The sequence below is a fragment of the Paenibacillus sp. FSL R7-0216 genome, assembly GCF_037969915.1.
Classification (GTDB): Bacteria; Bacillota; Bacilli; order Paenibacillales; family Paenibacillaceae; genus Fontibacillus; species Fontibacillus rhizolycopersici.
The window spans coordinates 1287350-1312543 of record NZ_CP150222.1 but is presented as its reverse complement, the minus strand read 5'-3'; the positions used below and the strand labels follow the sequence as shown (position 1 = coordinate 1312543).

Here is a 25194-nt window from a genome sequence, read left to right as displayed (position 1 = left end):
CCATTATAAGAGCGGGGACAACAGCCGGGCCAACAGCTCCAGCCCTTTTTGCCACCGCGAGCGCTCCGCGAATGCCTCCGGCAGGATCGGCACCGAATCGGCCAGATCTTGCTGGAAGTCGCGCTCCAGTCGTGCGATCGTATCCGGATCAAACAACAAGGCGGTCATTTCAAAGTTGTAGAAGAAGCTGCGCATGTCCATGTTCGCCGTCCCCACGGAAGCGAGCAGGCCGTCAATGATCATCACCTTGGCATGTATAAAGCCCTTCGTATACTGAACAAACTTAACCCCGGCCTGCAGCAGCTCTTCGACATAGGATAACGAAGCCAGCTTGACCAAGCGGCTGTCCGAATGATAAGGCATGATGACGATCACTTCGACCCCGCTCAGCGCCGCTGTTTTGAGCGCCAAATGGACGCTGGGATCCGGAATAAAATAGGGCGAAGCGATCCATATCCGGCGCTTCGCCACCGCGATAGAATTAAAGCACATTTCTTGGATCAGGTTACGTGTCCGATTGGGGCCGCTGGTCAGGATCTGCACCTGCTCCCGTCCAGGCCCTTCGTGGGCCGGAAACAAAGCGGGGTCTCCGAGATCTTCACCCGAAGCTAGCAACCAATCCTCCAGAAAGGCGATCTGCAGAGAATGGACCGAATCGCCTTCCAACTGCAGATGCGTGTCGCGCCAATACCCCATTTTTTCATAGAGGCCTAGATAGTCGTCGCCAACGTTTAATCCCCCCACGAACCCGATCCGTCCATCTACCACGACGATTTTGCGATGATTGCGATAGTTTACCCGGCGATTCCGCACAGCCACTCGGGGCGGCAGAAAGAAATAAACCTCCACGCCGGCATCCTTCAACCGTTTGACGAATGCAGGCTCTAGCTTGATGCTCCCCAGCCCGTCGCAGATCATCCGCACCTTGACCCCTTCCCGAGCTTTGCGAATCATCACCTCTGCAAAGGCCGATCCGATCATGTCGCTGCGAAAGATGTAAAATTCAAGATGGATATGATCACGCGCCTGCTCCATCCGTTCCAGTATCGCGCCAAAAGCCTTCTCTCCGGAGGAGTACACTTCCGTCCGGTTTCCGCCCGTAATCGGGTTGGCCCCATGATGCGTCAGCAGCCGGTAAAGCCGCTCTTGATGAACAAACTCGGGGTTCCTCATCCCCTCCAAGGTTTCCACGGTCGCCGACTGGGAGCGCAACTGGTCTCGGAGGCTTTGGAACAGAACCGGCCCCCGATGCAGCAGCCTCTTGCGCTTCTTATATTCGCGAGCCATGAGATAGTAGAGAACAGGCCCCAAAGGGGGACATAAGAATAAAATGAACATCCAAGCAATGGCTTTACCGGGATTGCGGAATTCAAGCAGCAGAATCAAAGCGATATGTACGATAAAAAGAAGCAAAATGCCGATCAACCAGATCATGACGTCCACCCTCCCCTGCCATCATCATTAACCATCCGGGCGGCGGTTTATTCATTTGTTCATTCCGATTCAAGGGCAGGAGCCTTCATTTATATCAGACAGGACCCGATTTTTGACATGATTTAAGAATCATAGGAATAGATAAGATATAGAACCAACGAAGCGTAGGGAGGGGATGCCATGAAGAGCGTAAGCTTACCGAATCCCAATCGGATGACGTTGCTTGTCCTTCGGGATGCCGGCCGGCCCGTCAAACAGGTGCAAGTGTCCAAGCCGCTTGTGGTTGCCGTGCCTTTGCTGGCACTGCTGTCCATTTCCGGACTGATTATCAGCCTGCAGGTTCATTCGGATCAAACCGTTTCCCGCCTGGAAAGTAAGCTAGAGCAGCAAACCCTGGCTTTCGAAGCGGTGGTAACCAACAAAGACGAGGCGATTCAGCGCTTGCAGAACGAAGTGATTGCCTTGTCTAGCCAATCGAAGGATATGAAGGACCGAATGGAACGTGTAGCCGAACTCGAAGCGGAGCTTCAGAAATTTATCGATAAATACGGAGACGGCGATGCGAAGAACCTGGGCAAGCTGTCTTCGCTGTCCTGGGACGAATCGTTGAACGCGCTTGGAGACAGCGGCGTCGGCGGCGAGTTCATTGCGGTCCATGAGAACGAAATCGAGGCGCTTGCTGCGGACACGCGGAACGATTTTGCCGCGATGAACGACATGCTCGACGAGATGGAGAAGAATGTGCCGCTCACGCTAAAAAAAGCGAAGCAGACGCAAAATTCCCTCTCCGGTACCCCCTCGGAATGGCCCACGTTATCCACGCGGCTGACCTCCAATTTCGGTTACCGCACCGATCCCTTCACCGGTCGGGCGGCCTTCCACGCGGGGATCGACATCGCCGGAAAAGTAGGCGACTCCGTTTATGCCGCGGCCGCAGGTAAGGTTGTTACCGCCAAACGGGACGGCTCCCACGGCAAATACATCGTGATCGAGCATCCGGGCGGCCTGCAAAGCTGGTACATGCATCTGAGCGATATCGACGTCTCCGTCGGTGACGAGGTGAAGAAAGGCGAAAGCATCGGCAATCTGGGCAATACCGGACGCAGCACCGGGCCCCACCTGCATTTCGAGATCGTCAAAGGCGGCAAAGCGATCGATCCGATGCCTTATTTGAAGTAATTCAAACTTGGAAAAGGAGGACGATGACAGCGATGTTCAAAGACAACAAAAAAGCCCCCCGCCCGACCGACACCCTGATCGGCCAAGGCAGCCTGGTAGAAGGCAGGCTGGAATGCAAGTCCAATTTGCGCGTGGAGGGCCAGATCCATGGCGAAATCGAATGCCAAGGCCAGGTCATCATCGGCGAAACGGGAGAAGCCATGTCTAACATTAAAGGAGCCGAGGTGATCGTCGCTGGCAAAGTCGTCGGAGATGTTTCTACGACGGGCAAATTGACGATTACGGCGAGCGGCCAGGTCGACGGCAACGTGGAGGTTGCCAAGCTGATTATCGTCGAAGGCGGCCTGCTGAACGGGTCGAGCAAGATGGATCGAATCGCGCCCGTCCCCACGCCATCGGCCTCTTCCGGCAAGGGAAAGATGAAGAAGTCCGCACGCCCCGAAGCGGGGTGAGGCGAAATAACGCAAAATAAAGTTCCCGCCTGACGAGGCAAACGGGAACTTTATTTTTTGCGTTTTTTAGGCTGCAACATCCCTTTTCTTGAACACCAGCCAGGCGATCGCCAGGAACAGCAGCACATACGCCGCCAGTACCGCAGCGGAAAAACCTAACGTCATGCCGGCTGGACCCATCTGCCCGCCGCGGTATTGCCCCAGATCCATGTTGGCGAACAGCAGGTATTTCGCCCAAGGATAGCGGACGGGGTTAAACAACATCGTAAAGATGTTGCCCGCGAATAGAATAAAGATCGACAGCCCAATGGCGATGCCGCTGGAGCGAAACACCGTCGACAGCATAAAGGAAAACGCCGCGATGACCAGCAGGTCAATATAGCTGTAGAGCAGGCTTTCCAAAATCCGACCTAACGGACTTTCTCCCGGCAGGAAGATTTGCGACGGCACATTCGGGAAAATCAGGAACGCGACCGCCAGGGCGGAAGCGAAAAAGACCGCACTCATGGCCAGCGTAAATAGCAGGACGGCCGCCAGCTTGGACAACAGGACCTTCGTGCGCGTCCACGGGCGGATCAGCAGCAGCTTGATCGTCCCCCAGGTGAACTCGCCGGCCACAATGTCGGCGGCTACGACCGCCGCATAGATGCTGACGAGATAGTACAAGAAGCTCAGTTGATCCAGGGCATCCCAGGCGCTCATGCGGCGGCTGCCCCCATCGAGCGAAAACAACACCCCAAACAGAATCGTCAGCAGGACAAGCAGCCCGAACATAATCCAGGTGCGGACCCGCCGGTAGATTTTCATGTTTTCGTTTTGGATCAGCGCGAGAAAATTATTCAATGTCCTTCCCTCCCGTCAGCTCCAAGAATTGATCTTCCAGGGAACGCGTCACGGCCTGGATGGCGTAGACGTCGATGCCTGCCATAACCAGCTTCGTGTTGATCCCCGCCGCGGCTTCCCGGTCGGCGGATACAATCAACTGGCTGCCTTCAATGCGTCCGGCGCCAACGAGCTCCGCCGCACGCCGCGGATCGCTCACCTCGAAGGCCGTCTCCCGCTCACGGCCTTCTCCCGCCTCTGGATGCAGGGACTTGACGTCCACGAGCCGTCCCTGCTGGATCACCGCGACCGTGTCGCACATCAGTTCCATTTCCGACAGCAAATGGCTGGAGACGAACACGGTCGTGCCTTCCTCCCGCGCCAGCACCCGCAAATAATCGCGGAGCTCGCGGATGCCCTGCGGGTCGAGCCCATTGGTCGGCTCGTCCAGCACCAGCAGCTTCGGCCGATGCAGAATGGCCTGCGCGACCCCAAGTCGTTGGCGCATGCCCAGCGAATACGTTTTGACTTTGTCATGGATACGGTTCTGCATGCCTACCCGCTCGACCGCTTCCCATATCCGTTGCTTCGTCACCCCCGGGGACATGCGAGCGTAATGCAGTAAATTCTGATACCCGGTCAAGAACTTGTACATCTCCGGATTCTCCACGATTGCGCCGACATGCGAAATCGCCTCTTCAAATCGGTCCTTGATACTCGCCCCTTCAATGAGAATGTCGCCTTCCGAAATGGACATCAATCCGACCATCATCCGAATCGTTGTCGTTTTCCCGGCCCCATTCGGCCCCAGGAATCCATACACTTGCCCTCTCGGGATGTCCAGCGTTAATCGGTCGATCAGCGTCTTGCTGCCGATGCGCTTGCTGACGTCCCGCATGCGCACGACCGGTTCCTGCGTCATCTCCATGGATACTCCAACTCCCTCTTCGTTCTGTATCCCGTTAAGTCAGGATAATTTATCCTATTCTACCATAAGGCGCTGGTCTGCTAAAGCCTCGGCGAGTGATGTTGAAGTGACGGAGGGCTGATGGAGGCGATAGCGATAACAAAATAGCAAACATGAATACGCCCTCGCTTTCGCTGAGGACGTATTAGATTAGGTCTACGACTGGAGAAACGCCGCAGCAATTGCCTGCGGCTTGTTGCCGATGCCCGGTTCACGACTCGCCGGCCTGGGACTCCTCGCCATACCATAGTTGGCGGAAGCTGGCGCTAGAGGCGAGCAACTGCTCCGCCGTGCCTTCGGCTTCAATCGTGCCGTCCTGCAGCACGATGATATGGTCCGCGTGCGAGAGCGCGGCCTTGCGGTGCGACACCACGAGGCAGGTCGCCTGGCCTCGGGTCTGGAACAACCGCTCCCACAGCTTACGTTCGGTTTCGACGTCGAGCGCGCTCGACAGGTCGTCGAACACGTACAGCTGCGCCTCGCGCACGAGCATCCGGGCGGCCGCGGTCCGCTGGACCTGGCCGCCGGAGAGCTTGACCCCGCGCGGCCCGACCATCGTGTCGAGGCCGTGCGCCAGGTGCGCCACGTCGTCTTCCAGCACGGCGACGTGCAGCGCCTGCGTCAGGCTGTCCCCGCTCTCGGGCAGCCCGAGCAGAATGTTGTTCCGCAGCTTGTCGCTGTATAGGCGCGGGATCTGCGCTGTATACGCGCTTTGCGGCGGAACGAAGAAGTCCGCCGGCGTGCGGACGGGTCGGCCGTTCCAGCGGATCTCGCCGCCTTCCGCCGGCAGCAGGCCAAGCAGCGCCCGCAGCAGCGTGGTCTTGCCGGAACCGATCATGCCGGTGACGACGGTAAATGAGCCACGCGGAAGGCGCAGGCTGACGTTCTCGATCCCCCGGCCGGTCTCCGGATAGCGGTAGGTCAGGCCATTCGCCTCCAGCAGCTGCAGCGGATCCACCGGAAGGCTGCTCGTGTGTCCCGGCTGCACCAATTCAGAGGAGTCGGGCGTGGCCGGAGAAGCCGTCATCGTGTCGCCAGCATCTGCCTCCTTGCGCTTTCCGATGCCAATATACGCCGGAAGCGTCAATAGCTTGGCCGGAGCGCCCTGAAGCATTTGCTTCAAGCGGGTAAAGCTAATCGCCATCTGCTTATAAAACGTCATGAAGTTGCCGACGTTCGAAATCAATTGGGTGACGAAGGTTAAGTAGTAGATGAACAACGACAAGTCCCCGACGGAAAACGATCCGCTGCGCATCTTGTAGCCGGCCAACACCAGGATTAAGCCGGTTCCGAGGTTGACGGAGTTCGTAAACACAGAGGACAGCGATTCGGTGATCAGCTTGTCTTTGACCATCATCTTCCGGCGCTCGTCGCTTAGGCGTTCAAACCGGTGCACGATCCGCCCTTCCGCCCCGGCAACTTGGATCGCCTGAACATTCGCGAACATTTCGCTGATCGAGCCGGTAACCTTAGCCGTTGCGGCGCGGCTGGCTGCCCGGTATTTCTGGATGCGCGCCGTCGCGATTTGCGCCGCCGTAACGACCAGAATCAGAGGTACAAAAACGAAGAACGTCAGCTCAGCATCGATTGAAATCAAGATCGAACTCGATACGGCGACAAAACCGATCAAACCAAACATATCGACCGACCAGCTCATCGCTTCCTCGGTTTGGTCCACATCGTCGCGGAAATTACTAATCGCTTCTCCCGGCGAACAGGGAATCGCTTTGGCGCCAGGCTCCTTAAGCACGTGGGCCAACATATTCCGCCGAAGCAGCATGCTGATCCGAAAGCGGTAGCCCCCGTCCGTCCAGCAACCTACGGCGATCAGCATGATACGCGCCAGCGCCACGCCGACAAACAGCGCCATCAGCCCCTCGACTCCGTACGGGAAGTCGGCGTTGCCTTCCAAATCATCGAAGAATGCCTTCGTAATCAGCCCCGGAAGCAAGGGAACCATATGGATGACCATCCAGGAGAACAGGTTCGCGAAATAATAGGCCGGCCGATACAAAAGCAGCCTCCAGAAAAAATGCCGCGTACTCATGCCAATACCTCCTCCAGTCCAACGGACAGCATCCGACTGAACCGCGACCCCGGATCCGCGGCCAGATCGACGCGCGGCCCATATTCCACGATTCGGCCGTTCTCCAGAATGAGGATCTGGTCGGCGCGTTGTACGGTCGATAAACGGTGCGCGATCATGATGCAGGTCCGTGATTCCAGCAGTTGGTTGATGGCCGTCTCGATCCGGTTTTCAGTCAAAGGGTCGAGACGCGAGCTGGCTTCGTCCAGGATGACCAGCCCCGGGTTGGTCAGGAACACCCGGGCAAACGCGAGCAGTTGCGCTTCCCCTGCCGACAGGCTGCCTCCCCCCGAGGCGAGCACCGTGTCCAACCCGTCCGGCAAGGCGGCGTACCACTCTTGCAGCCCCAATTCCTTCAGCACGTCGATGATATCCTCGTCCTGAATGCTTTCATCAAACAATGCCAGGTTATCGCGTACGGTGCCTTCCATAATCTCGATGTTTTGCGTCACCATTGCTACCCCACTGCGCAGCTCCTGCAGCTTACAGTTGCGGATGTCGATTCCGGACAGCTCGATCTTGCCCTGCTGAGGATCGTAGAAGCGCAGCAACAGCCGGGCAAGCGTTGATTTGCCGCTGCCGGTGCGCCCCAGCAGACCCAGCGTTTCCCCCGGCTTCAGCATTAGATCGAGCTCATGCAGCGTCGGGTCTCCGTCCTCCTCATAAGCAAACGTCATCCGGTCGAATTTCACGGATAGCGGTCCTTGAGGTAAAGGAGCGCCCGGGCCGTCGGTAATCCGTGGTTTCGTGTTCAACAGTTCGCGGACGCGGATTAGGCTGGCATCGGCTTTTTGTAAATCGTCTAGTTGGGTACGAATCTTCTCGATCGGCTGGGCCAGCAGTTCTGTATAGTAAAAGACGAGGTAAATCGAACCGATCGTCAACTCTCCCCGTCTCCATAACCAAGCGCAGACCAGAAAGGCGGCAGCGTTGCCCAGTGCAAACACCAGGATGGTCGTCCCCCACATCATGCCAAAGCCCAGCGAAGCGCGAATGCGCACCGGCAGCATCCGCCGGGCCATCGCGTAGAAACGCTCCAGCACATAGCCGGCGGCCCCGTTGGCCCGGGTATCTTCCGTGCCTTCCAGCTGTTCGCCGATAAACCCGTAAAGCTCCGCATTTTGCGCCCGCCATTTGGTCCAGACGGGAACGGTAAACTGACGTATTTTGCGGATGATAAAGATCGCGCCGACGACGAACAAGCTCATCGCTAAGCCAATCCAGACGCTTTCACGAAATAGTAGCACCAGGATCCCCGTCATCAGCAGCAAATTGCCGAGCAGGTGGATTAAGAAGCTAGAGAAGAAATTGGCCAGCGCATTGACGTCGCCGTCCACCCTTTCGATCAACGCACCGGAGGTGTTCGATTTGTGAAATGACATATCGAGCGACAAGCAATGTCTGACGAGGTCCGCTCTCAGCTTGTTGGTTGTGGTCCAGCCCAGGTTCTCGCTGTAGTAGGACGCACAGACTGAAACCAACTGCTGCGCGAGGGAAAAGCCGATGAAGAGTCCAGCCGCAATATACAAGGGCCTGAGACTTCCTTCCCCCTGAGCGGTATCGATAAAATAACGAATGACCTGCGGGTTGATCAACTGCAAGGCGATCGAGATCAACAGCAACGCGGTCATTGCGATCAGCAGCTTACGCTGCGTAAACACGTATTTCTCCAGCATTTCACGGTAATGCCCTAGCGGCTTAGTCCTTCGTTGTTTACCGCCTTTCATTGCATAAGTTTGTTCTGCCAAGGGACGACCTCTCCTCTCGCATCCGCTTACTCCTATTCTCCAAATCATTTTATACAAAAAACATATGTTCGCACAATGGAATTCTTTATTTTCCTATGCAAAAATCCGCCCCGCTGTCTTAACAAGACAAACGGGGCGGTTCTCACCTTCTTGAGGTTACATTCAATTTAATTATTGCCGGCTCGAGCCAACTCGCGCGCGTTTGCTTCAAAGGCAGCCAGCAGCGCGGCCTCACCTTTCAGGCCTTCATCCTCAACTTTGCGGATCTGCTCGAGCATCCGCTTATAGTCCTTCGGAATGACGCGGACGAACTTCGGCAGGTACTCGTTCCACCGGTCCAACACACGGCGTCCCACCGAACTGTCCGTGTAGAGGATATGACGGCTGATTAACGTCCGCAGTTGATCCGCTTCCGCCGGATCTTCCACCGCTTCCAGCAACACCATTTCCAGGTTGCAGCGGCTGGCGAAGTCTCCGCTCTCGTCAAGCACGTAAGCGATCCCGCCCGACATCCCGGCGGCAAAGTTCCGACCTGTTCCCCCAAGGACGACGACGCGTCCGCCGGTCATATACTCACAGCCGTGGTCGCCGACGCCTTCAACAACGACGTTGGCGCCGGAGTTCCGAACGGCAAACCGTTCCCCGGCAATACCGCGGATGTATGCCTCTCCGCTCGTCGCACCGTAGAACGACGTATTGCCGATAATAATGTTCTCCTCAGCGGCAAACGTGGCGCGCGGCGACGGCTTCACGATCACCTTGCCGCCGGACAGCCCTTTCCCGGTGTAGTCGTTGGCATCGCCGTCAACGGTGAGCGTCATGCCCTTCGGTACGAACGCCCCAAAGCTTTGGCCAGCCGAGCCCTCGAAATGGAACGTGATCGTATCCTCTGGCAGTCCTTGTTGTCCATAACGGCGGGTAACTTCGCTGCCCACGATCGTCCCGGTCGCCCGGTTCACGTTGCAGATTGGAAGCCGAGCGCTGACGGCCTCTCCCTGCTCCAACGCGGGTAAGGCCAACCGCATCAGTTGCGTCATATCGAGCGTCTCCTCCAGCCCATGGTTCTGCTGTTTCGTGCAGTAGCGGCTGCTGCCTTCCTGCAGCTCCGGCATATGCAGCAGCGAGCTGAGATCAATGCCTTGCTTCTTCCAGTGATCGACCGCCTTAACCGAATCCAAGCAGTCAGTGCGTCCGATCATCTCTTCCAGGGTACGGAAGCCCAGCTCGGCCATCCATTCGCGCAAATCCTCGGCCACGAAAGTCATAAAGTTGACGACGTGCTGCGGATCCCCGGTGAAGTTCTTGCGCAGCTCCGGATTTTGCGTCGCAACGCCAACCGGGCACGTATCGAGATGGCAGACGCGCATCATGATACAGCCAACCGCCACCAAAGGTGCGGTCGAGAAGCCATACTCTTCGGCACCGAGCAGTACGGCAACCGCAAGGTCGCGGCCGTTCAAAATCTTGCCGTCTGTTTCCAGTACGACGCGGTCACGCAGGTTATTCAACATCAGCGTTTGATGCGTTTCGGCCAGCCCCAGCTCCCAAGGCAGACCCGCGTGGCGGATCGAGCTTTGCGGCGAGGCCCCGGTTCCCCCATCGTAACCGCTGACCAGAATGACATCGGCACGGCCTTTGGCCACGCCGGCGGCAATGGTTCCGACACCGGCTTCCGAGACCAGCTTCACATTGATGCGGGCCCGTGGATTAGCATTCTTCAGATCATAGATCAGCTCCGCCAAGTCTTCGATCGAATAGATGTCATGGTGCGGCGGCGGCGAGATCAGGCCGACACCCGGCGTCGATCCGCGCACTTCCGCCACCCAAGGATACACCTTGCGGCCTGGCAGTTGGCCGCCTTCGCCCGGCTTAGCCCCCTGGGCCATTTTGATCTGGATTTCGTCGGCATTCACCAAATAGTTGGACGTAACGCCAAAGCGCCCCGAAGCAACCTGCTTGATCGCGCTACGGCGCAGATCGCCGTTCGCGTCCGGCACATAGCGCGCGGGATCTTCGCCGCCTTCGCCGGTGTTGCTCTTCCCGCCGATCCGGTTCATCGCAATCGCGATCGTCTCGTGCGCTTCCTTACTGATCGAACCAAAGGACATGGCCCCTGTCTTGAAACGGCGCATGATCGATGCCGCCGATTCCACTTCTTCCAGCGGAACTTTCGGTCCGACCGGTTTTAGCTCCAGCAAGGAACGCAAGGTCAAATGCTTCTTATTCTCCCCCTGCACCAGTGCGGCGAACTTCTTATACAGCGGGTAGTCGCCCGTCCGGACTGCCTGTTGAAGCAAATGCACCGTCTGTGGGTTGAACAGATGCTCTTCCCCGCCGCTGCGCCATTGATATTCCCCGATGGAATCCAGCACCTTGTCGCTGCCGTCTTTATCGGTGAACGCCCGGTAATGATGGGCCAGCGTCTCGGCCGCCACTTCCTTCAAGCCGATGCCCCCAATCCGCGACGGCGTCCAGGTGAAATAACGGTCTACGAACGAGGGTTCCAGGCCAACCGCTTCGAAAATTTGCGCCCCACGGTACGATTGGATCGTTGAAATCCCCATTTTGGACAACGTTTTGACGACCCCTTTGGTAGCCGCCTTGATGAAGTTGTACACCGCTTTGTCATGCGAAACTCCCTGCAGCATACGTTGACCGATCATATCCTTCAGCGTCTCGAACGCAAGATACGGATTCACCGCACTAACGCCATAGCCGAGCAGTAACGCGAAATGATGCACCTCGCGTGGTTCGCCCGACTCCAGCAGCAGGCTAACCTTGGTCCGCGTCTCCTCACGGATGAGATGATGATGCAGGCAGGACACCGCAAGCAGTGCCGGAATGGCCGCGTTCTCCGCATCCGCATCACGGTCGGACAAGATTAGTATATTGTGGCCTTTGGCAATAACTCGATCCGCCGCTTCGCATAATGTATCCAGCGCTTTGCGCAGCCCCTCCGCCCCTTCAGCGGCCGGGAACAGGATCGGAATCGTGATCGCCTTGAAGCCTGGCCGATGCAGATGGCGGATCTTCGCGAAATCCTCATTGGACAAAATTGGCGAATCCAGCCGGATTTGCCGACAGCTCTCCGGTTCCGGCTGAAGCAGGTTGCGCTCCGGCCCGATCGTTGTTGCGGTTGAGGTGACCAACTCCTCGCGGATCGCATCGATCGGCGGGTTCGTGACCTGTGCGAACATCTGCTTGAAGTAGTTGTACAACCGCTGGGGCTGCTCCGACAATACGGCGAGCGGCGCGTCATAGCCCATCGAAGCGATATTTTCCTGACCCGTTAAGGCCATCGGTTCAAGCACTTTCCGAAGATCTTCATACGTATAGCCAAACGCCATTTGGCGTCGCGCAATGTCTTCATGGCTTTCCAGCGGCAGCTCTTTGGCTTCCGGCAGGTCTTCCAGCTCGACGAGGTGCTCATTCAACCATTCGCGGTACGGATTCTCGCGAGCGATCGCCGATTTCACTTCCTCATCGGAAATGATTCTTCCTTCCCTCGTATCGACTAGCAGCATCCGCCCTGGACGCAGACGGTCCTTGTAAAGCACATCCTCCGCGGGAATATCGAGGACGCCGACCTCCGAGGAGAGGACGATCAGATCGTCCTTCGTCACGTAATAACGCGACGGACGTAAGCCGTTCCGGTCCAGGATGGCTCCAATCTGGATCCCGTCGGTAAAGCCCATCGCCGCAGGCCCGTCCCATGGTTCCATCATCGTGCTGTGATATTCGTAGAACGCCTTTTTATCCGGGTCAATATCCTCCCGGCCGTCCCACGGTTCAGGCACCATCATCATGGCCACATGCGGCAAGGAGCGTCCACTTAGATACAAGAACTCAAAGGTGTTGTCGAACATTGCGGTATCTGAACCGTCCGGATTGATAATCGGCTTAACCTTCTCCAAATCGGTTCCAAATGCCTCACTCTTAAACATTGACTGACGAGCATGCATCCAGTTCACGTTGCCGCGCAGCGTGTTGATCTCGCCATTGTGAATCATAAAGCGGTACGGGTGCGCCCGCTCCCAGCTTGGGAACGTATTCGTGCTGAAGCGTGAATGCACCATCGCGATCGCCGATTCCAGTGCCTCGTCCCGCAAATCCAAGTAAAACTGCCCCACTTGCTCTGTCGTCAGCATCCCCTTGTACACGACCTTGCGGCAAGACAGGCTGGATACGTAAAAGGCATCCCCATGTTCTCCGCCGCTGTAGCGGATCGCAAGTTCAGCCCGGCGACGGATCACATAGAGCTTGCGTTCAAAGTCCAAATCGTCCTGGAGATCCGCGGAACGCCCGATGAATACCTGACGAACGAACGGCTTCGCCGCTTTGGCCGAATGCCCCAGCGTCTCGTCGCTAGTAGGCACCGTCCGGAAACCGAGGACCCGTTGCCCTTCCGCTTCGGCGATCCGCACGAGCTCCTCCTCCTGTTTGGCCCGAGCCGCTTCGTCATGGGGCAGGAACAGCATGCCAACGCCATACTGTCCCGCATCCGGCAAAGAGAATCCAAGTGTTGTCGCTTCGGCGGCAAAAAAACGGTGCGGGATTTGCAGTAAAATACCTGCTCCATCCCCCGAGTTTGGTTCGCTGCCTTGACCCCCCCGGTGTTCCATATTCGCTAGCATGGTCAGCGCCTGGCTGACGATATCATGGGAGGCTTTCCCTTTGATATGGGCCACGAAGCCCATGCCGCAAGCGTCCTTTTCGAAAGCGGGATCATAAAGTCCTTGCTTGGGAGGTATAACGGTATGTTTCATCATCTGACGCAACCTTTCTATTTAGAGGTAGTTCAAACATCATAAGCGAATATATATAGATCATTCTTCATGCCACGACACAGTGCCGGATAAGCCCGGATCAATCTTTCTTACTATTCTAACGGAAAATGTCACGTCTGTTTTTGCATTATATTCTCTTTATTTTGCACTATTGATTAGAACTTTCAGGCCATGACAGGGCGATTTTGCCTCGAAAGCGTCACCAAATGAAGCCGGATTGTTGTCCTGCTTGGCTGTTTGCACCTTTATCCCTTTCATTAAGGGGGGAGACGTAAAATCCTGTGAAGGGAAAACATTGATTTATCCCCCTCGCGTGTTCTCCCCTCCAGGGAGGACGGTGACCCTGTGTCCTGATCATTCGGGATAATCGTGGAAGCGTTCGATAAAGACCATCAACCTGACGGCAGCGCGTGCCCAATGCAAAAAAGATCCGCCCACCGGATATCCGGAGAGCGGATCTTTTATTTCGATATAATTACGATTAATGCGATTGGACGCTCAGATTGGCTTCGGGACTAACGTCCGTGCTGCGTTCATGGCGCATGAAGTACACCAGCGTAATCGCCAGGAATACGACGCCAAACGCGGCCAGCAAGCCGATGTTCTCCCAAGCAATCGGCATATCGCCGGTTGAGATGACCGCTTTGAAGCCTTTGACGCTGTACGTCATCGGCAGGATCGGGTTGAAGGCTTTCATCCAGTTCGGAATCAATTCGAGCGGGAATGTCCCGGCGCTGGTCGTCAGTTGGAAGATCAGCATGAGGATAGCCAAGAACCGTCCCGGGTTCTCCAACCAGGTCACCAGCGCTTGAATGATGAACATGTAACACAAGCTGGTGATAAAGGCGAACAAATAGAAGAGCGGAACACTCTTCACCTCAAGCCCCAGTCCGTACAAGACCAGGACGACGGCCAGTAGGGACTGAATAAGGCTCATCCCTGCAAAAGCCATCGAACGGCTCACGAATCGGTTCCAGCCGCTGGCTTCCGCCACCGAGGTTCCCCGTACCGGTACGACCAGCGTCGAAATCAACGCCCCGACGAACAGACCGAGCGACAGGAAGTATGGAGCAAAGCCGGTTCCGTAGTTTGGCACTTCGTTGACCTTCTGCTCGTTGATTTCAATCGGCTCAGCATACATGTTCACAAGCGCGTCGGTTTTCTTCACGCCGGACGTTTGTTCTGCCGCATCGGTCAGCTTCGAAGCCAACTCGCCCGAACCTTCCGTCAGTTGATCCATGCCGTTCTTCAACTCGCCGGCACCTGCGTCCAACTGCTTGGAGCCGTCAGCCAACGTGCCTACGCCACCGGACAATTGCTCGACGCCGCCAAGCAATTGTTTCGCGCCAGCGCTAAGTTGTCCGGCACCGCTCGCGAGCTTCTGTCCACCGGCCTTCGCTTCCGAAAGCTTGCTGCCAAACAGTTCAAGGCCGCTTGCCAACTGCTCTTGTCCTGCATTCAACCGCGTCGCGCCTTGCAGCAGTTGCTCTTGGCCCGCCGCCAATTGTTGACTGCCTTGGGCCAGTTGTTGCTGGGCGCTATGCAGGTTTTGGCTGCCTTGCAGCAGCTGTTGGTTGCCTTGGTGCAGCTGTTCACTGCCTTGGGCCACTGCCTTGCTGGCCGCGACCAGCTGTTGCACCGCAGCGCTCTTCGCTAGTTCTGGATTCGATTGGGCGAGCTGCTCCAGGCCTTGCGCAACGCTGTTAGCGCCCGCAGCCACTTTCGCGCTGCCTTGAACCGACGATTCTAAACCGGTCTGCAGTTGGGCGCTGCCTTGCTCGGACGCTTCTAGGCCAGCTTGCAGCTTCTTCGCGCCTTCAAGTGACGACTGAAGCCCTGCTTGCAGCTGCGTACCGCCTTGATGCGCCTCTTTGGCCCCATTCTCCAACTGCTGATTTGCCGCTTCCAACTGCGTCAAACCGCTAGCCAAGCCGCTGGCCCCGGTTTTGACCTCATTGATGCCTTGGTACAGTGACTGCGTGCCTTTCTCCAACGGTGCAACGCCATTCTCCAGTTTCATCGTGCCATCAACCAGTTTGGCTAGATTCTCCTTCAGCTTCTTCGTGCCGTCGTCAAGCTTGGCCGCCCCATCGTTCAGGGTGCTGGCACCGCTGCCGGCGTCGCTGAGTCCGCCGGAAATCTTCTCCACTTGGTCGAACAAGGTTTCCGTATAAGCTTCCGTCACCTTGGCGGAAACTTTCGATTTGATTTCCTTGACTGCCGTGCCGCCGATTTGCGCTGCGAGGAAGTTATAGCCCTCATTCGGTTCGAAGATCAGCTGTGCCGGCGTTGGATTCTCATCCATCAGCGTGGTCGCTTGCGACGAGAAATTGTCCGGAATCACGATGGTCATGTAGTAGTCGTTGTTCTTCATTCCGGTTTCCGCTTGCTCGTGAGTGACGAATTCCCACCGAAAATCGTCGCTTTTCTTCAGCTCGGTTACGAGATCCTCACCGGCTTTGAGTTCTTTTCCCTCGTACTGTGCCCCTTGGTCTTCGTTCACCACCGCAACCGGCAGCTCGTTCATCTTCCCGTATGGATCCCAGAAGGCCGTCAGGAACATGCCGCTGTACAGAACGGGAATGAACAGCACAACAAGAATCGGGATGAACACTTTAGGATTCTTGAAGGTGGCTCCCATATCCTTGAAAAATACGCTTAATGATTTCATTTTTGCTTTCTCTCCCCTTGGTGGCTTCTTTCTCTAATAGTTGATCGGTTCCTTTATGCTCTCGCCGGCAGAAGTAAGCCTCCTGCTAGAAAGTCGCGGATAAACTCCTTGATTTGTTCTTTACTTAAAGGCTCATTGTTTTTGTTCCAGTCCGATGTTATCGCGATATACAGCTTAAACACGACAAAAGCGACCAGCTTAGGATCAAACGGGCGAATCTCCTCCCGTCTGGCGGCCCGAGACAGATGACGCTCCAGATACTCCAGAATCGCGTTCTCGATCTGCTCCAAACCCTCCCGGGCCTTCGGAGTTCCGAAATCGCGCACCTCTTGGGATAACTTGATTAGGAGCTCATGCTCGCTGCGGAATTCCAGCAGCGCATCCATCGCTCGGTGCAAGTTCTCGAAGAAAGTCTTCTCCTCGTCAATCTCCGGTTCGATGACCCGCTTCATTTCCGTGATGACGGAACGCAAAATTTCATCGAACAGCTCCTCCTTGTTCGTGAAGAAGGTGTAGATCGTTCCTTTGGCCACATTTGCAATTTTCGCCACATGGTCCATCGTCGTTGCTTTGTAGCCGAATAAAGCAAAGGACTTCTCTGCCGCTTCGATTACGAGTTTACGGCGATCTACCACAGCCATCCTTGTCACCTCCCTGCGTTGGAATTGTCGATTCTCATTATATCGGCCGAAAATGACTAAAATTCAATTCCGGTCATTTGGTCATTCCCTACTTTACTCCTCCCGTATCCGAAATGCAAGCTGTTTTTTCAGTTTTTTTCATTTGTTTTCATTTGCTTGTCCCACGCCTCGACTCCCCCTGCCGTCCCCCCGACCTAAGTCCAGTCGGCTCACCCGTCCGGAGCCTCTTTAATCCAGCATATAAACAACATAAACTTAGTATCAGAGGCAATGAAACGGAACTATCTTGGAAGCAGGTGAAATGAAGATGCGAAAAAGAAGAGTGTTGATCTTATCGGAAGGCTTCGGAAGCGGGCATACACAAGCCGGACATGCGCTGGCAGCAGGGCTAAAACGAATGGATCCGCAAATCCGGACGAAGGTGTTGGAGTTAGGTTCGTTTTTGAATCCAACCGTGGCGCCATTGATTCTCTCCGCCTATCGGATGACGGTAAATACCAGCCCCGCGTTAGTTGGCTTATTTTATAAACACAAGTACGAGAAACCGGTAAGCCGGTTTACCCGTTTGGCTCTGCACAAAATGTTCTATCAGCACGCAGCCGACGTCATCGCGCAGCTTCAGCCCGACCTGATCGTTTGCACGCATCCGATCCCGAGCGCCATCGTTTCCTACCTTAAGCTGGCCGCCGGCCTGGACGTGCCGCTTTGCACGCTGATCACAGACTATGATGCCCACGGCTCCTGGATGAGTCCCGGCGTGGACCAGTATCTCGTCTCCGCGCCCGAAGTCAAGGCACTGCTCGTCCAGCGCGGCGTGGCTCCTTACAAGATACAGGCCACGGGCATTCCCGTGCACCCGGATTTTTGGAGCAAGCAAGAGAAGGCGTCCGCCCGGGAGGATTTGGGGTTGAAAAATATGCCGACCGCCCTCGTGATGGGTGGCGGGTGGGGATTGCTGTTTAGTGAGGAGCTATTAGCGAAACTGGCTGCCTGGCGCGAGAAAATCCAGATCGTCTACTGCATGGGCAGTAACGAGAAGCTCGCCGCGAAACTGCGAGCCCACCCCGCTCTTCAGCACCCGAATATCAAGGTGATCGGATTTACGCGGGAGATCGGCAAATGGATGGACGCCTCCGATCTTCTCATTACGAAACCTGGCGGAATGACCTGTACCGAGGGGATGGCCAAAGGCATTCCGATGTTGTTCTTCGAATCGATCCCCGGCCAGGAGGAAAAGAACCGCGAATATTTTGTTAAGCGTGGGTTTGGCGCCGAGCTGGATTCTCCGAACGTTTTGGACGTCTGGTTTGAAGCCATCTGTGACCGGCACGCCGCAGGCGGCCGGACCGTGCCGGAATCGGCAGCGCGGCAAAGCGGCTATCGGCCTGACCTTTGCGCGGGAGCCGTCATCAACTTGCTCCGTCCGATCGTCGCCCCGGCCCGCGTACGTCTGCAAACGGCCGGCCCTGCTGAACAGCGGGCCAACTAACCCAACTCCGCCGTCCCGACCACTTCGTACATCGGGCGCTCATGCATATGCGTCCGATAGATGACCAACCGATCAGCCGTCCAGTGGCCGAAATCCGCTGATAAGGCCTGCAGACTCTGCGGGTCTATTTGGGTTTCCTCCCGAAACTTCCGAGCCAGCGTAATATGCGGGCTGAATCGCCGTTCTTCCGGCTCAAAGCCGAGAGAACGATTCTCCGAAGTAACCTTGCTATGCAGGCTTTCCAGCTCGGTTCCCTCTCCGCGTACGCCGGCCCAAAGCACGCTGGGACTTGACGGCCGTCCAAAGGTGCCGATCCCCATCGCTTGCAAGCCAAATGGAATCGCCCCCTTTGCCGCCCGCTCGATTGAAGCTGTTAATTCATCCAGACGTTTCGGCGAAGTGTCACCCAGAAACTGAACAGTAATGTGATAGTCCCCGGCATGCACCCATTTTTTGAATGGAAGGAATGCCTTTTGCTCTCTACACCATGCCTCGAGTTTTTGTTTTACCTCCAGTGGAAGGGGCACCGCGATAAACAATCTCCATTTTTCATCATTTCCTGACATCGATTGTCACCTACTGTGATATTTTTCTCAATTTATTCATTTTTTTCGACAAATTGAAGTGCGATTGATTACATCCCGCAAATCTATTCTCTATATAATGTGTCTTAGTGCTACTTACATATACAGTCATCAAGCCTTATTGACGGGAGATGGAATATGAGCTTTGCACAAAAAATTACCTCTGTACTGATTGGACTTCTTATCCTGATCGGTTCGCTGATCGGGTTATTTGGGTATCAGATGACGTACCGCCAGGTGGAAAAGTCCGTCGGAATCGAAACCGTGGGCTGTGCCAATATCACGACCGGGCTCGTCGATCCAGAAGCGATCGCACAGCTCGCTGAAGGAGACCGTACCAGCCTTGCGGAGCTCGAAAAGCGGCTAAACTGGACGGTCGAACATAAACCGCTATTCAAAGAAGTGTTCCTGATGTCACTCGACGGTACCATTCTCGCCGCCGATCAGAACCTCCAAAGCCGGGAATACAAAGCCGGAGATGCTTTTTATTTCAGCGCGCAGGATAGGGACATGATTCTCCAGATGAAACATTCCGTATATACGAAGGTGTATTCTTATGACGGTGTGAAGCTGCTTAGCGGCTATGGTCCCATCTACAAAAATCACGATCCGAATCAAGAGATCGTCGGATTAATGGTCATCAACTTTGACGCGTCCATCATTGGGGAACGAACGCGCGACATCCTGCTCCTTCCGTTCCTCATCGGAGGGGGCGTCCTGCTTGCCGCGGTTATATTCGTGTATTTCTTTATCCACCGAATGATTCGTCCGCTCGAAACGCTATCCCGGCATGTGGAACAAGTGGCTAACGGAGATTTGACCGTTCAGACGCACCTTCTTAGCAGCCAAGACGAGATCGGCAAATTGACGCGCAATTTCGCGATGATGGTTGGCAGCTTGCGACAGTTGATCACCGAAGTCAACGATACATCGATGCAGGTCGCTTCCTCCTCGCAGGAGCTATCTGCCAGCGCACAACAAACCGGGAAGGCTAGCGAGCAAACTGTGGGGATCACATTGTCTCTTGCCGAAGGCGCAGAACTGCAGCAGCAAAACCTGGAATCCGGGTCGGCGATGCTTCGCGCGATGTCCGAACAGATCAAGCATATCGCACGTCATGCCGAAGGGGTCTCTGAATCAGCCGAGCAGGTCTCCGCTGCATCCAACCACGGAGGACAGGCTATTGAGTTAGGCGTGAAGCAGATGGCGACGATGGAAGCCCAAATCGTTCACCTCTCCGCAATCATCGAAGAGCTGGGCACCCATTCCAAAGAGGTGCAGAGTATACTCGATATTATGACCGATATTGCAGCCGAGACGAATTTGCTTGCGTTAAACGCTTCGATTGAAGCGGCCCGAGCTGGAGAATACGGCAGCGGATTTGCCGTCGTTGCTTCCTCGGTCCGTAAACTGGCTGAGCGTTCCGCCGTTTCGGCGCAGCAAATTGCCGAACTCATCGCCCATATCGTCAGACGGGTGGAACTCACCGGAGAAGCGATGGATGTGACCGTACGCGAAACGAAACGCAGCTCCGAGCTGGTGCGAAGCGCCGGAGCCTCCTTTGCAGACATCCAAACCTCAGCACAGTACACCGCGGAGTCGATTGCCGATGTCAGTGAAGGCGTTCGCCACTTGTCCGATCACTCGCAAAGACTGGTGCAATCCATTGAAGAAATTGTTCGTTTTGCGGGCGATACGGCAATCAGCGCACAGAACATGTCGGCAGCCTCCGAGGAGCAATTGGCCGCCATGCAGGAGGTTGACGCTTCAGCCAGCTTCCTTTCCGGCTTGTCGGACAAGCTACACACCTTGATCGAACGCTTCAAAGTGATTTGACCCAACAATAGCAAAAAGACCTTGCCCAACAAGCCTTCATTCGCTTGGGCAAGGTCTTTCTATAACCATCAAGTCTTATTTGCCAAGATAAGCATTCAGCATCCAGCGGTGTTTCTCGAGCGCGGATACAATGCCGAGCAGCAGGTCACTGGTCGCTTCGTCTTCCGATCTTGCCGCTGCTTCCATGCCATCCTTCAGTTCGCTGCCCAATTTCTCAAAATCAGCGATCACGGCAGCCACCATCTCATCCGCGGACTCCTTGCCGCTCGCTTCGGAAATGCTGGCAAGTGCAAGTGATTCGCGCAGGGTTGCCACGGGTGTGCCGCCAATTGCCAACAGGCGTTCGGCGATATCGTCGATATAACCTGCCGTTTCGTTGTAGAAGGATTCAAATTTCTCATGGAGCGTAAAGAAGTTCGGGCCTTTCACGAACCAGTGGAAATTGTGCAGTTTCGTGTACATTACCGTCCAGTTTGCGATTTGCAGGTTCAGTTGTTTTTGCAGTTCTTGATCCGCTTGTGTCATTGTTTGGTTTGCCATCGTTATTTCCTCCATTCACCATATCAAAATTTGAAGTGCAATCCGTCTAATGGGTCTCCTGATTGAAATGCTTTAAATTTAGACTAAATCTAAATCTTGTTTATATCATACCACTCCGCTTTCAGAGATGCAACCACTTGCTTCATGAACATCACATGAAATTCCAAAAACCATCAGGTCTATTCTGTACCTCTTTCATCCTTGATATGCAAAGGACCGAACCGGAAAAAATCGTCCGATTCGGTCCTTTGGTATTATCTTTCGCTGCGGATATGCAGCTTAAACTGCTCCAAGCTTCTTTCCATTTGGCGAATGCCATCCTCCACCAGTCTGCGGTCCACCGCATTCTCCAGATCAAACTGTGGTTTGCGGGCAGCCATCGCCTTCTTTTCCTCTTCCCAATAGGCTTGCCGACGCTGGATTTCTTTATATTTGTCCAGCAGATCGGTAATGATATCGTAGAAGCGCTCGTAATCGACGATAATGTCATCCAGGAATCGGTCGACTTCCTCCTTATCGTAGCCCCGCATCTTGGCGTCGAAATCTTTTTCATGAATGGAGAGCGCATCCAGTTTGATCCCTAGTTGCCGAAACAGGCTTTTTTGATCTTCCAGTTTGCGCGCGTATTCGTCTTGCATTCCAAATCCCTCCGTACCTGCCTAAAAAGGTTATAAAACGCGTTTTCCTTGCAAAAGCAATCGTATCTTTTATAATGTACCACATTTTTGGCCTTCCGTTCATCTTCACGGTATGCAGCGAGTGATACAAGTATTCGACAATGTCCGAATTTCTTTCTATAATAGTCATTAGCTGAGTCTAACATCTGGTGGTGAGTAACGATTTTATACTTATTAACTTTTTTGTTATCGTTTCTGATTGTGTATTTTCTGATTCCGCCGCTCGGTAAGCTGGCTTTCCGCCTCGATTTCGTGGACAAACCCCGTGCGGACGTCGAGCGCAAAATCCATCGCCAGCCGATCCCGCTAACGGCAAGCTATGCCATATTTGCCGGGTTCTTCGCCTCGTATCTGTTGTTTACGCGCAACTTCTCCTGGGAGACAGGCGCGTTGTTTGCTGGCGGCGTGCTGCTGCTGGCCATCGGTACGATCGATGACTGGTACAAGACAAAAGGCAAGGATTTCCCCGCGCTGCCCAAGCTGATCGTGCAAGTATCTGCGGCTGTCTTGGTTTATGCGGCAGGTATCACCTTTAGCGGCTTCGTTAATCCATTTAGCGGCGACTACGTCCTGCTTCCCGCATGGCTCCAGTTCGTATTGACCATCCTGTGGATCTTTGGGGTCACTACGGTGATCAACTTCTCTGACGGATTGGATGGCTTGGCCGGGGGATTGTCCGCCATTTCTGCAGTAACGCTGTTTGTGGTGGCGTTGACCAAAGGACAAACCAACTCCGCCATGCTATCGATCGCCCTCATCGGGGTGACGCTTGCTTACCTGCGGTATAACAAGCCGCCGGCGAAAGTATTTATGGGGGATGCCGGAGCGACCTTCCTTGGGTTTATGCTGGCAGTGATCGCACTGGACGGTGCCTTTAAACAAGCGACGATCTTGTCTTTGTTTATCCCGGTGCTCGCCCTCGGCGTACCGATATTCGATAATCTGTTCGTTGTCATCAAACGGATGCTGCAGGGGAAATCGCCTTATGTGGCGGATGCCAGCCAAGTGCATTACCGGCTGCTCCGGGCAGGGCTAAATCAGAAGCAGGTCGTCATGTTCCTGTACCTCATCAGTACTTGTCTGGGACTATCCTCCATCATTCTTCTCCTGCTCCAGGTATAACGATCGGCACTTAAACCGTTCAAGCAACAAACGCGTGCTCGGGTTTCTTCCCGTAGGCACGCGTTTTTTTGCTTTGGAACCTCAAAAAAAAAGACCCCCGAAGGCGTCCTATCTACTGGCGTTAAGAAGATTTATTCGTTTCCGCGGCTGGTTGTATTTCCGCGGCTTGCGGCTTCTCGTCTTCGAGGATATCTCCGCGTGCGCCTCTCTTAAATTCCTTGAGCATCGTGCCGAAACTACGGCCCAGTTCCGGAAGCTTGCTGGGACCAAATAGTAAAAGCGCCGCGATCACTAGAAGCAACAGATGGGACGGACGCAACAAATTTTCAAGCACATTTATCACTCCCAAACATTATCTTTGTGGTCATTATACTACTTTATTGGAGGTAATGGAAACCCTTTATCGCCAGTATCGGCTTTATCTGCGGACAAGAGGATCGCTCGCCCCATAAACCAATTCCCTTCTCTGGGCATATGCTGTGTCATCATGTATTGCAAAGGAGCGAACATCATGGGTTCTTACAGTCTGTTGGCTGTCATCGCCATTGGACTCGCGTCCAACCTGGATAATGCGGGAGTCGGAATTGCCTACGGGGTACGCAAAATCCGCATTCCATGGTACTCCAATCTGGCCATCGCCATCATCTCTTTTTTGGCCACTCTGGTGTCGGGTTTTTTCGGAAGCTGGTTATCCTCGTGGATCCATCCCTGGATCGGGCAATTATTGGGAACGGTCGTGATCGTTGGTGTGGGCGTTTGGGTATTGCTGCAGCCGTTTCTGGAGAAGAAGATCACTTCCGTTCAGGAGGAGGATGTGAATCCGCTGACCCGCCTGCTGCGCAATCCTGAAGAAGCGGACAAGGACAGCTCCAAATCCATCAGCTTGGGGGAATCCGTTGTTCTCGGGATTGCTTTGGCCATGAATGCGTTAGCCGGTGGTTTCAACGCCGGAATTACCCATCTGAACGTTTGGTATACCTCGATATCCGTCGGTTTGTTCAGCTACTTGCTGCTGGCTGCATGCGCTGGCTTTGGCGAGAAGGTCGCCGCGGAGAAGTTCGGAAACCGGGCCACCGTCATCTCCGGATTGTTGTTAATCCTGATCGGCATTCATCAACTCTTCTGACAACCTACCTTATCTACAAATTCTCCTATATAATGAAGAGGATGGTGCCAGAAAAAGGAGGTCATCCTACGTGAATTGGTTAACCCGCTTTGAGCAGGATTTAGGTATAGCATTCGATGATGCAGAACACCTCTTATCAGAGCTGCCGGAGGAATTCCGGAACCAGGCAATCAACTACCTGGAAAGATTTCGCATCTTAAACAAAGCGGGATCTACAAACTATATTTGCTACTTGTTAGCGTATTGGCTGCAAGAGGCCTCAAATTCCAAACTAGAAGATTGCCGACGTCTTACCGTAGCCATGATTTTCGTAATGATGTATTATCATCTGATCGACGAGGTCATGGACGATCCGGAAGTGAGCGATAAACGGAAACTACCGCTAGCGAATCTGCTACAATTTGAGTTTTGGAAGATTTACAGCAGTTACTATCCGGCAGCATCTCCATTCTGGCATAGTTACCGCAAGTATACTGCTGAATGGGCAGAGGCGGTGGCACTTGAGAACCAAAACGACTTTTTCCAGGAGGACCCCGTACGGATTGCCCACAAGGCTTCTCCGGTGAAGTTGACGGTAGCCGGCATTCTGATCCTGAACGGCCAAGAAGCCCGGTTGCCTGCATTCGAAAAGGCGGTTGACGTTGTATTAGTTACGTTGCAAATGTTGGATGACTGGGAGGATTGGGAGAAGGATCTCCGCGAAGGCAGCTATAATGCGCTTATTTCCGAAGTGCAACGCGAGCTGCAAATTCCCCGGGACCGTAGACCGAATCAGGAGGAGATCAAACACGCTTTATTTGTGCGGGACATTCTTTTCTCCTATGCCGAGCGAACAGATCATAACGCAGCCGTACTCGATCAGACCGCACCGACCCTTACACATTTGATAGACTTTCACGAGTATCTCCGACAGAGTCTCAAGCAGGGGGCACAAAGCCTGAGAGAAGAGAGAGAACTGTTGGCTCAGGGTGGTTTATTGTATTGGCTGTCGAAAAATCAAACACACGCCTAGCGTTATGTCGAATAACATGTT

At 54.6% G+C, this 25194-nt stretch carries 19 protein-coding genes; 7 read left to right on the top strand and 12 right to left on the bottom strand.

Translation table 11 applies throughout. The annotated features are described in order from the left end of the window. Positions 1-3: 3 nt before the first annotated feature. On the bottom strand, positions 4-1434 hold the full coding sequence (cls, locus tag MKZ15_RS05475; protein WP_339820446.1) for a cardiolipin synthase: 1431 nt from the start codon (positions 1432-1434) through the stop codon (positions 4-6). Positions 1435-1614: 180 nt separating this feature from the next. Between cls and MKZ15_RS05470 the strand changes: the two genes are divergently transcribed. Together MKZ15_RS05470 and MKZ15_RS05465 are read left to right on the top strand one after the other, a co-directional pair. Next, positions 1615-2613, top strand: a complete 999-nt coding sequence (locus MKZ15_RS05470; protein ID WP_155606422.1) for a M23 family metallopeptidase — start codon at positions 1615-1617, stop codon at positions 2611-2613. 32 nt (positions 2614-2645) lie between these two features. After that, positions 2646-3065 carry a polymer-forming cytoskeletal protein gene (locus MKZ15_RS05465; RefSeq protein WP_155606544.1) on the top strand — a complete coding sequence of 140 codons (420 nt, stop codon included), beginning with the start codon at positions 2646-2648 and terminating at the stop codon, positions 3063-3065. 66 nt (positions 3066-3131) lie between these two features. On the opposite strand, the gene MKZ15_RS05460 is transcribed toward MKZ15_RS05465, so the two are convergent. The 7 genes from MKZ15_RS05460 to MKZ15_RS05430 all read right to left on the bottom strand — a co-directional run bounded on the left by MKZ15_RS05460 (position 3132) and on the right by MKZ15_RS05430 (position 16787). Further along, positions 3132-3908, bottom strand: a complete 777-nt coding sequence (locus tag MKZ15_RS05460; RefSeq protein ID WP_339820441.1) for a DUF2705 family protein — start codon at positions 3906-3908, stop codon at positions 3132-3134. Next, a complete protein-coding gene (locus MKZ15_RS05455) occupies positions 3901-4809 on the bottom strand; it encodes an ABC transporter ATP-binding protein (protein ID WP_193415841.1) in 909 nt (302 codons plus the stop codon). Before MKZ15_RS05455 ends, MKZ15_RS05460 begins: the two co-directional genes overlap by 8 nt. A 256-nt stretch (positions 4810-5065) precedes the next feature. Then, a complete protein-coding gene (locus tag MKZ15_RS05450; RefSeq protein WP_339820439.1) occupies positions 5066-6901 on the bottom strand; it encodes an ABC transporter ATP-binding protein in 1836 nt (611 codons plus the stop codon). Then, positions 6898-8667 carry an ABC transporter ATP-binding protein gene (locus MKZ15_RS05445; RefSeq protein WP_339822310.1) on the bottom strand — a complete coding sequence of 590 codons (1770 nt, stop codon included), beginning with the start codon at positions 8665-8667 and terminating at the stop codon, positions 6898-6900. Before MKZ15_RS05445 ends, MKZ15_RS05450 begins: the two co-directional genes overlap by 4 nt. 188 nt (positions 8668-8855) lie before the next feature. Beyond that, on the bottom strand, positions 8856-13454 hold the full coding sequence (gene gltB / locus MKZ15_RS05440) for a glutamate synthase large subunit (protein ID WP_339822307.1): 4599 nt from the start codon (positions 13452-13454) through the stop codon (positions 8856-8858). A gap of 502 nt (positions 13455-13956) precedes the next feature. After that, on the bottom strand, positions 13957-16146 hold the full coding sequence (locus tag MKZ15_RS05435; RefSeq protein ID WP_339820438.1) for a YhgE/Pip domain-containing protein: 2190 nt from the start codon (positions 16144-16146) through the stop codon (positions 13957-13959). A gap of 53 nt (positions 16147-16199) precedes the next feature. Next, positions 16200-16787 (bottom strand): TetR/AcrR family transcriptional regulator, encoded by a 588-nt coding sequence (locus MKZ15_RS05430; protein ID WP_155606417.1) that lies wholly within the window; start codon positions 16785-16787, stop codon positions 16200-16202. A gap of 307 nt (positions 16788-17094) precedes the next feature. Here MKZ15_RS05430 and MKZ15_RS05425 point away from each other — a divergent pair, with 307 nt between their 5' ends. Next, a complete protein-coding gene (locus MKZ15_RS05425; protein ID WP_339820435.1) occupies positions 17095-18276 on the top strand; it encodes a glycosyltransferase in 1182 nt (393 codons plus the stop codon). On the opposite strand, the gene thpR is transcribed toward MKZ15_RS05425, so the two are convergent. Then, the gene (thpR, locus tag MKZ15_RS05420; RefSeq protein ID WP_339820432.1) at positions 18273-18842 is read right to left on the bottom strand and encodes an RNA 2',3'-cyclic phosphodiesterase; all 570 of its coding nucleotides are present in this window, start codon (positions 18840-18842) and stop codon (positions 18273-18275) included. The two genes, MKZ15_RS05425 and thpR, sit on opposite strands and share 4 nt — an antisense overlap. Before the next feature lie 156 nt (positions 18843-18998). On the opposite strand from thpR, the gene MKZ15_RS05415 reads away from it, so the two are divergent. Beyond that, positions 18999-20696, top strand: a complete 1698-nt coding sequence (locus MKZ15_RS05415; RefSeq protein WP_339820430.1) for a methyl-accepting chemotaxis protein — start codon at positions 18999-19001, stop codon at positions 20694-20696. Positions 20697-20771: 75 nt separating this feature from the next. Here the strand turns inward: MKZ15_RS05415 and MKZ15_RS05410 are convergent, their stop codons facing one another. Both MKZ15_RS05410 and MKZ15_RS05405 read right to left on the bottom strand, forming a co-directional pair. Next, positions 20772-21236, bottom strand: a complete 465-nt coding sequence (locus MKZ15_RS05410) for a DNA starvation/stationary phase protection protein (RefSeq protein WP_155606413.1) — start codon at positions 21234-21236, stop codon at positions 20772-20774. Positions 21237-21490: 254 nt separating this feature from the next. Further along, positions 21491-21874, bottom strand: coding sequence for a DivIVA domain-containing protein (locus MKZ15_RS05405; RefSeq protein ID WP_155606412.1), 384 nt, complete (start codon positions 21872-21874; stop codon positions 21491-21493). Between the two features lie 201 nt (positions 21875-22075). Between MKZ15_RS05405 and MKZ15_RS05400 the strand changes: the two genes are divergently transcribed. Then, positions 22076-23035 (top strand): MraY family glycosyltransferase, encoded by a 960-nt coding sequence (locus MKZ15_RS05400; RefSeq protein WP_193415846.1) that lies wholly within the window; start codon positions 22076-22078, stop codon positions 23033-23035. A gap of 121 nt (positions 23036-23156) precedes the next feature. On the opposite strand, the gene MKZ15_RS05395 is transcribed toward MKZ15_RS05400, so the two are convergent. Next, positions 23157-23369 (bottom strand): twin-arginine translocase TatA/TatE family subunit, encoded by a 213-nt coding sequence (locus MKZ15_RS05395; RefSeq protein WP_193415574.1) that lies wholly within the window; start codon positions 23367-23369, stop codon positions 23157-23159. Between the two features lie 177 nt (positions 23370-23546). Here MKZ15_RS05395 and ytaF point away from each other — a divergent pair, with 177 nt between their 5' ends. Next, entirely contained in the window at positions 23547-24161 is a 615-nt protein-coding gene (gene ytaF, locus MKZ15_RS05390; RefSeq protein ID WP_155606409.1) for a sporulation membrane protein YtaF, read from the top strand. Positions 24162-24231: 70 nt separating this feature from the next. Next, complete coding sequence (locus MKZ15_RS05385; RefSeq protein WP_339820425.1) at positions 24232-25173, top strand: hypothetical protein; 942 nt, start codon at positions 24232-24234, stop codon at positions 25171-25173. Positions 25174-25194: the final 21 nt, after the last annotated feature.

Excerpts from the sequence above, each read along its gene's own strand:
- cls (WP_339820446.1), bottom strand. The coding sequence starts at position 1,434 with ATGATCTGGTTGATCGGCATTTTGCTTCTTTTTATCGTACATATCGCT.
- MKZ15_RS05470 (WP_155606422.1), top strand. The coding sequence starts at position 1,615 with ATGAAGAGCGTAAGCTTACCGAATCCCAATCGGATGACGTTGCTTGTC.
- MKZ15_RS05465 (WP_155606544.1), top strand. The coding sequence starts at position 2,646 with ATGTTCAAAGACAACAAAAAAGCCCCCCGCCCGACCGACACCCTGATC.
- MKZ15_RS05455 (WP_193415841.1), bottom strand. The coding sequence starts at position 4,809 with ATGACGCAGGAACCGGTCGTGCGCATGCGGGACGTCAGCAAGCGCATC.
- MKZ15_RS05450 (WP_339820439.1), bottom strand. The coding sequence starts at position 6,901 with ATGAGTACGCGGCATTTTTTCTGGAGGCTGCTTTTGTATCGGCCGGCC.
- MKZ15_RS05445 (WP_339822310.1), bottom strand. The coding sequence starts at position 8,667 with ATGAAAGGCGGTAAACAACGAAGGACTAAGCCGCTAGGGCATTACCGT.
- gltB (WP_339822307.1), bottom strand. The coding sequence starts at position 13,454 with ATGAAACATACCGTTATACCTCCCAAGCAAGGACTTTATGATCCCGCT.
- MKZ15_RS05435 (WP_339820438.1), bottom strand. The coding sequence starts at position 16,146 with ATGAAATCATTAAGCGTATTTTTCAAGGATATGGGAGCCACCTTCAAG.
- MKZ15_RS05430 (WP_155606417.1), bottom strand. The coding sequence starts at position 16,787 with ATGGCTGTGGTAGATCGCCGTAAACTCGTAATCGAAGCGGCAGAGAAG.
- MKZ15_RS05425 (WP_339820435.1), top strand. The coding sequence starts at position 17,095 with ATGCGAAAAAGAAGAGTGTTGATCTTATCGGAAGGCTTCGGAAGCGGG.
- thpR (WP_339820432.1), bottom strand. The coding sequence starts at position 18,842 with ATGTCAGGAAATGATGAAAAATGGAGATTGTTTATCGCGGTGCCCCTT.
- MKZ15_RS05415 (WP_339820430.1), top strand. The coding sequence starts at position 18,999 with ATGAGCTTTGCACAAAAAATTACCTCTGTACTGATTGGACTTCTTATC.
- MKZ15_RS05410 (WP_155606413.1), bottom strand. The coding sequence starts at position 21,236 with ATGGCAAACCAAACAATGACACAAGCGGATCAAGAACTGCAAAAACAA.
- MKZ15_RS05405 (WP_155606412.1), bottom strand. The coding sequence starts at position 21,874 with ATGCAAGACGAATACGCGCGCAAACTGGAAGATCAAAAAAGCCTGTTT.
- ytaF (WP_155606409.1), top strand. The coding sequence starts at position 23,547 with ATGGGTTCTTACAGTCTGTTGGCTGTCATCGCCATTGGACTCGCGTCC.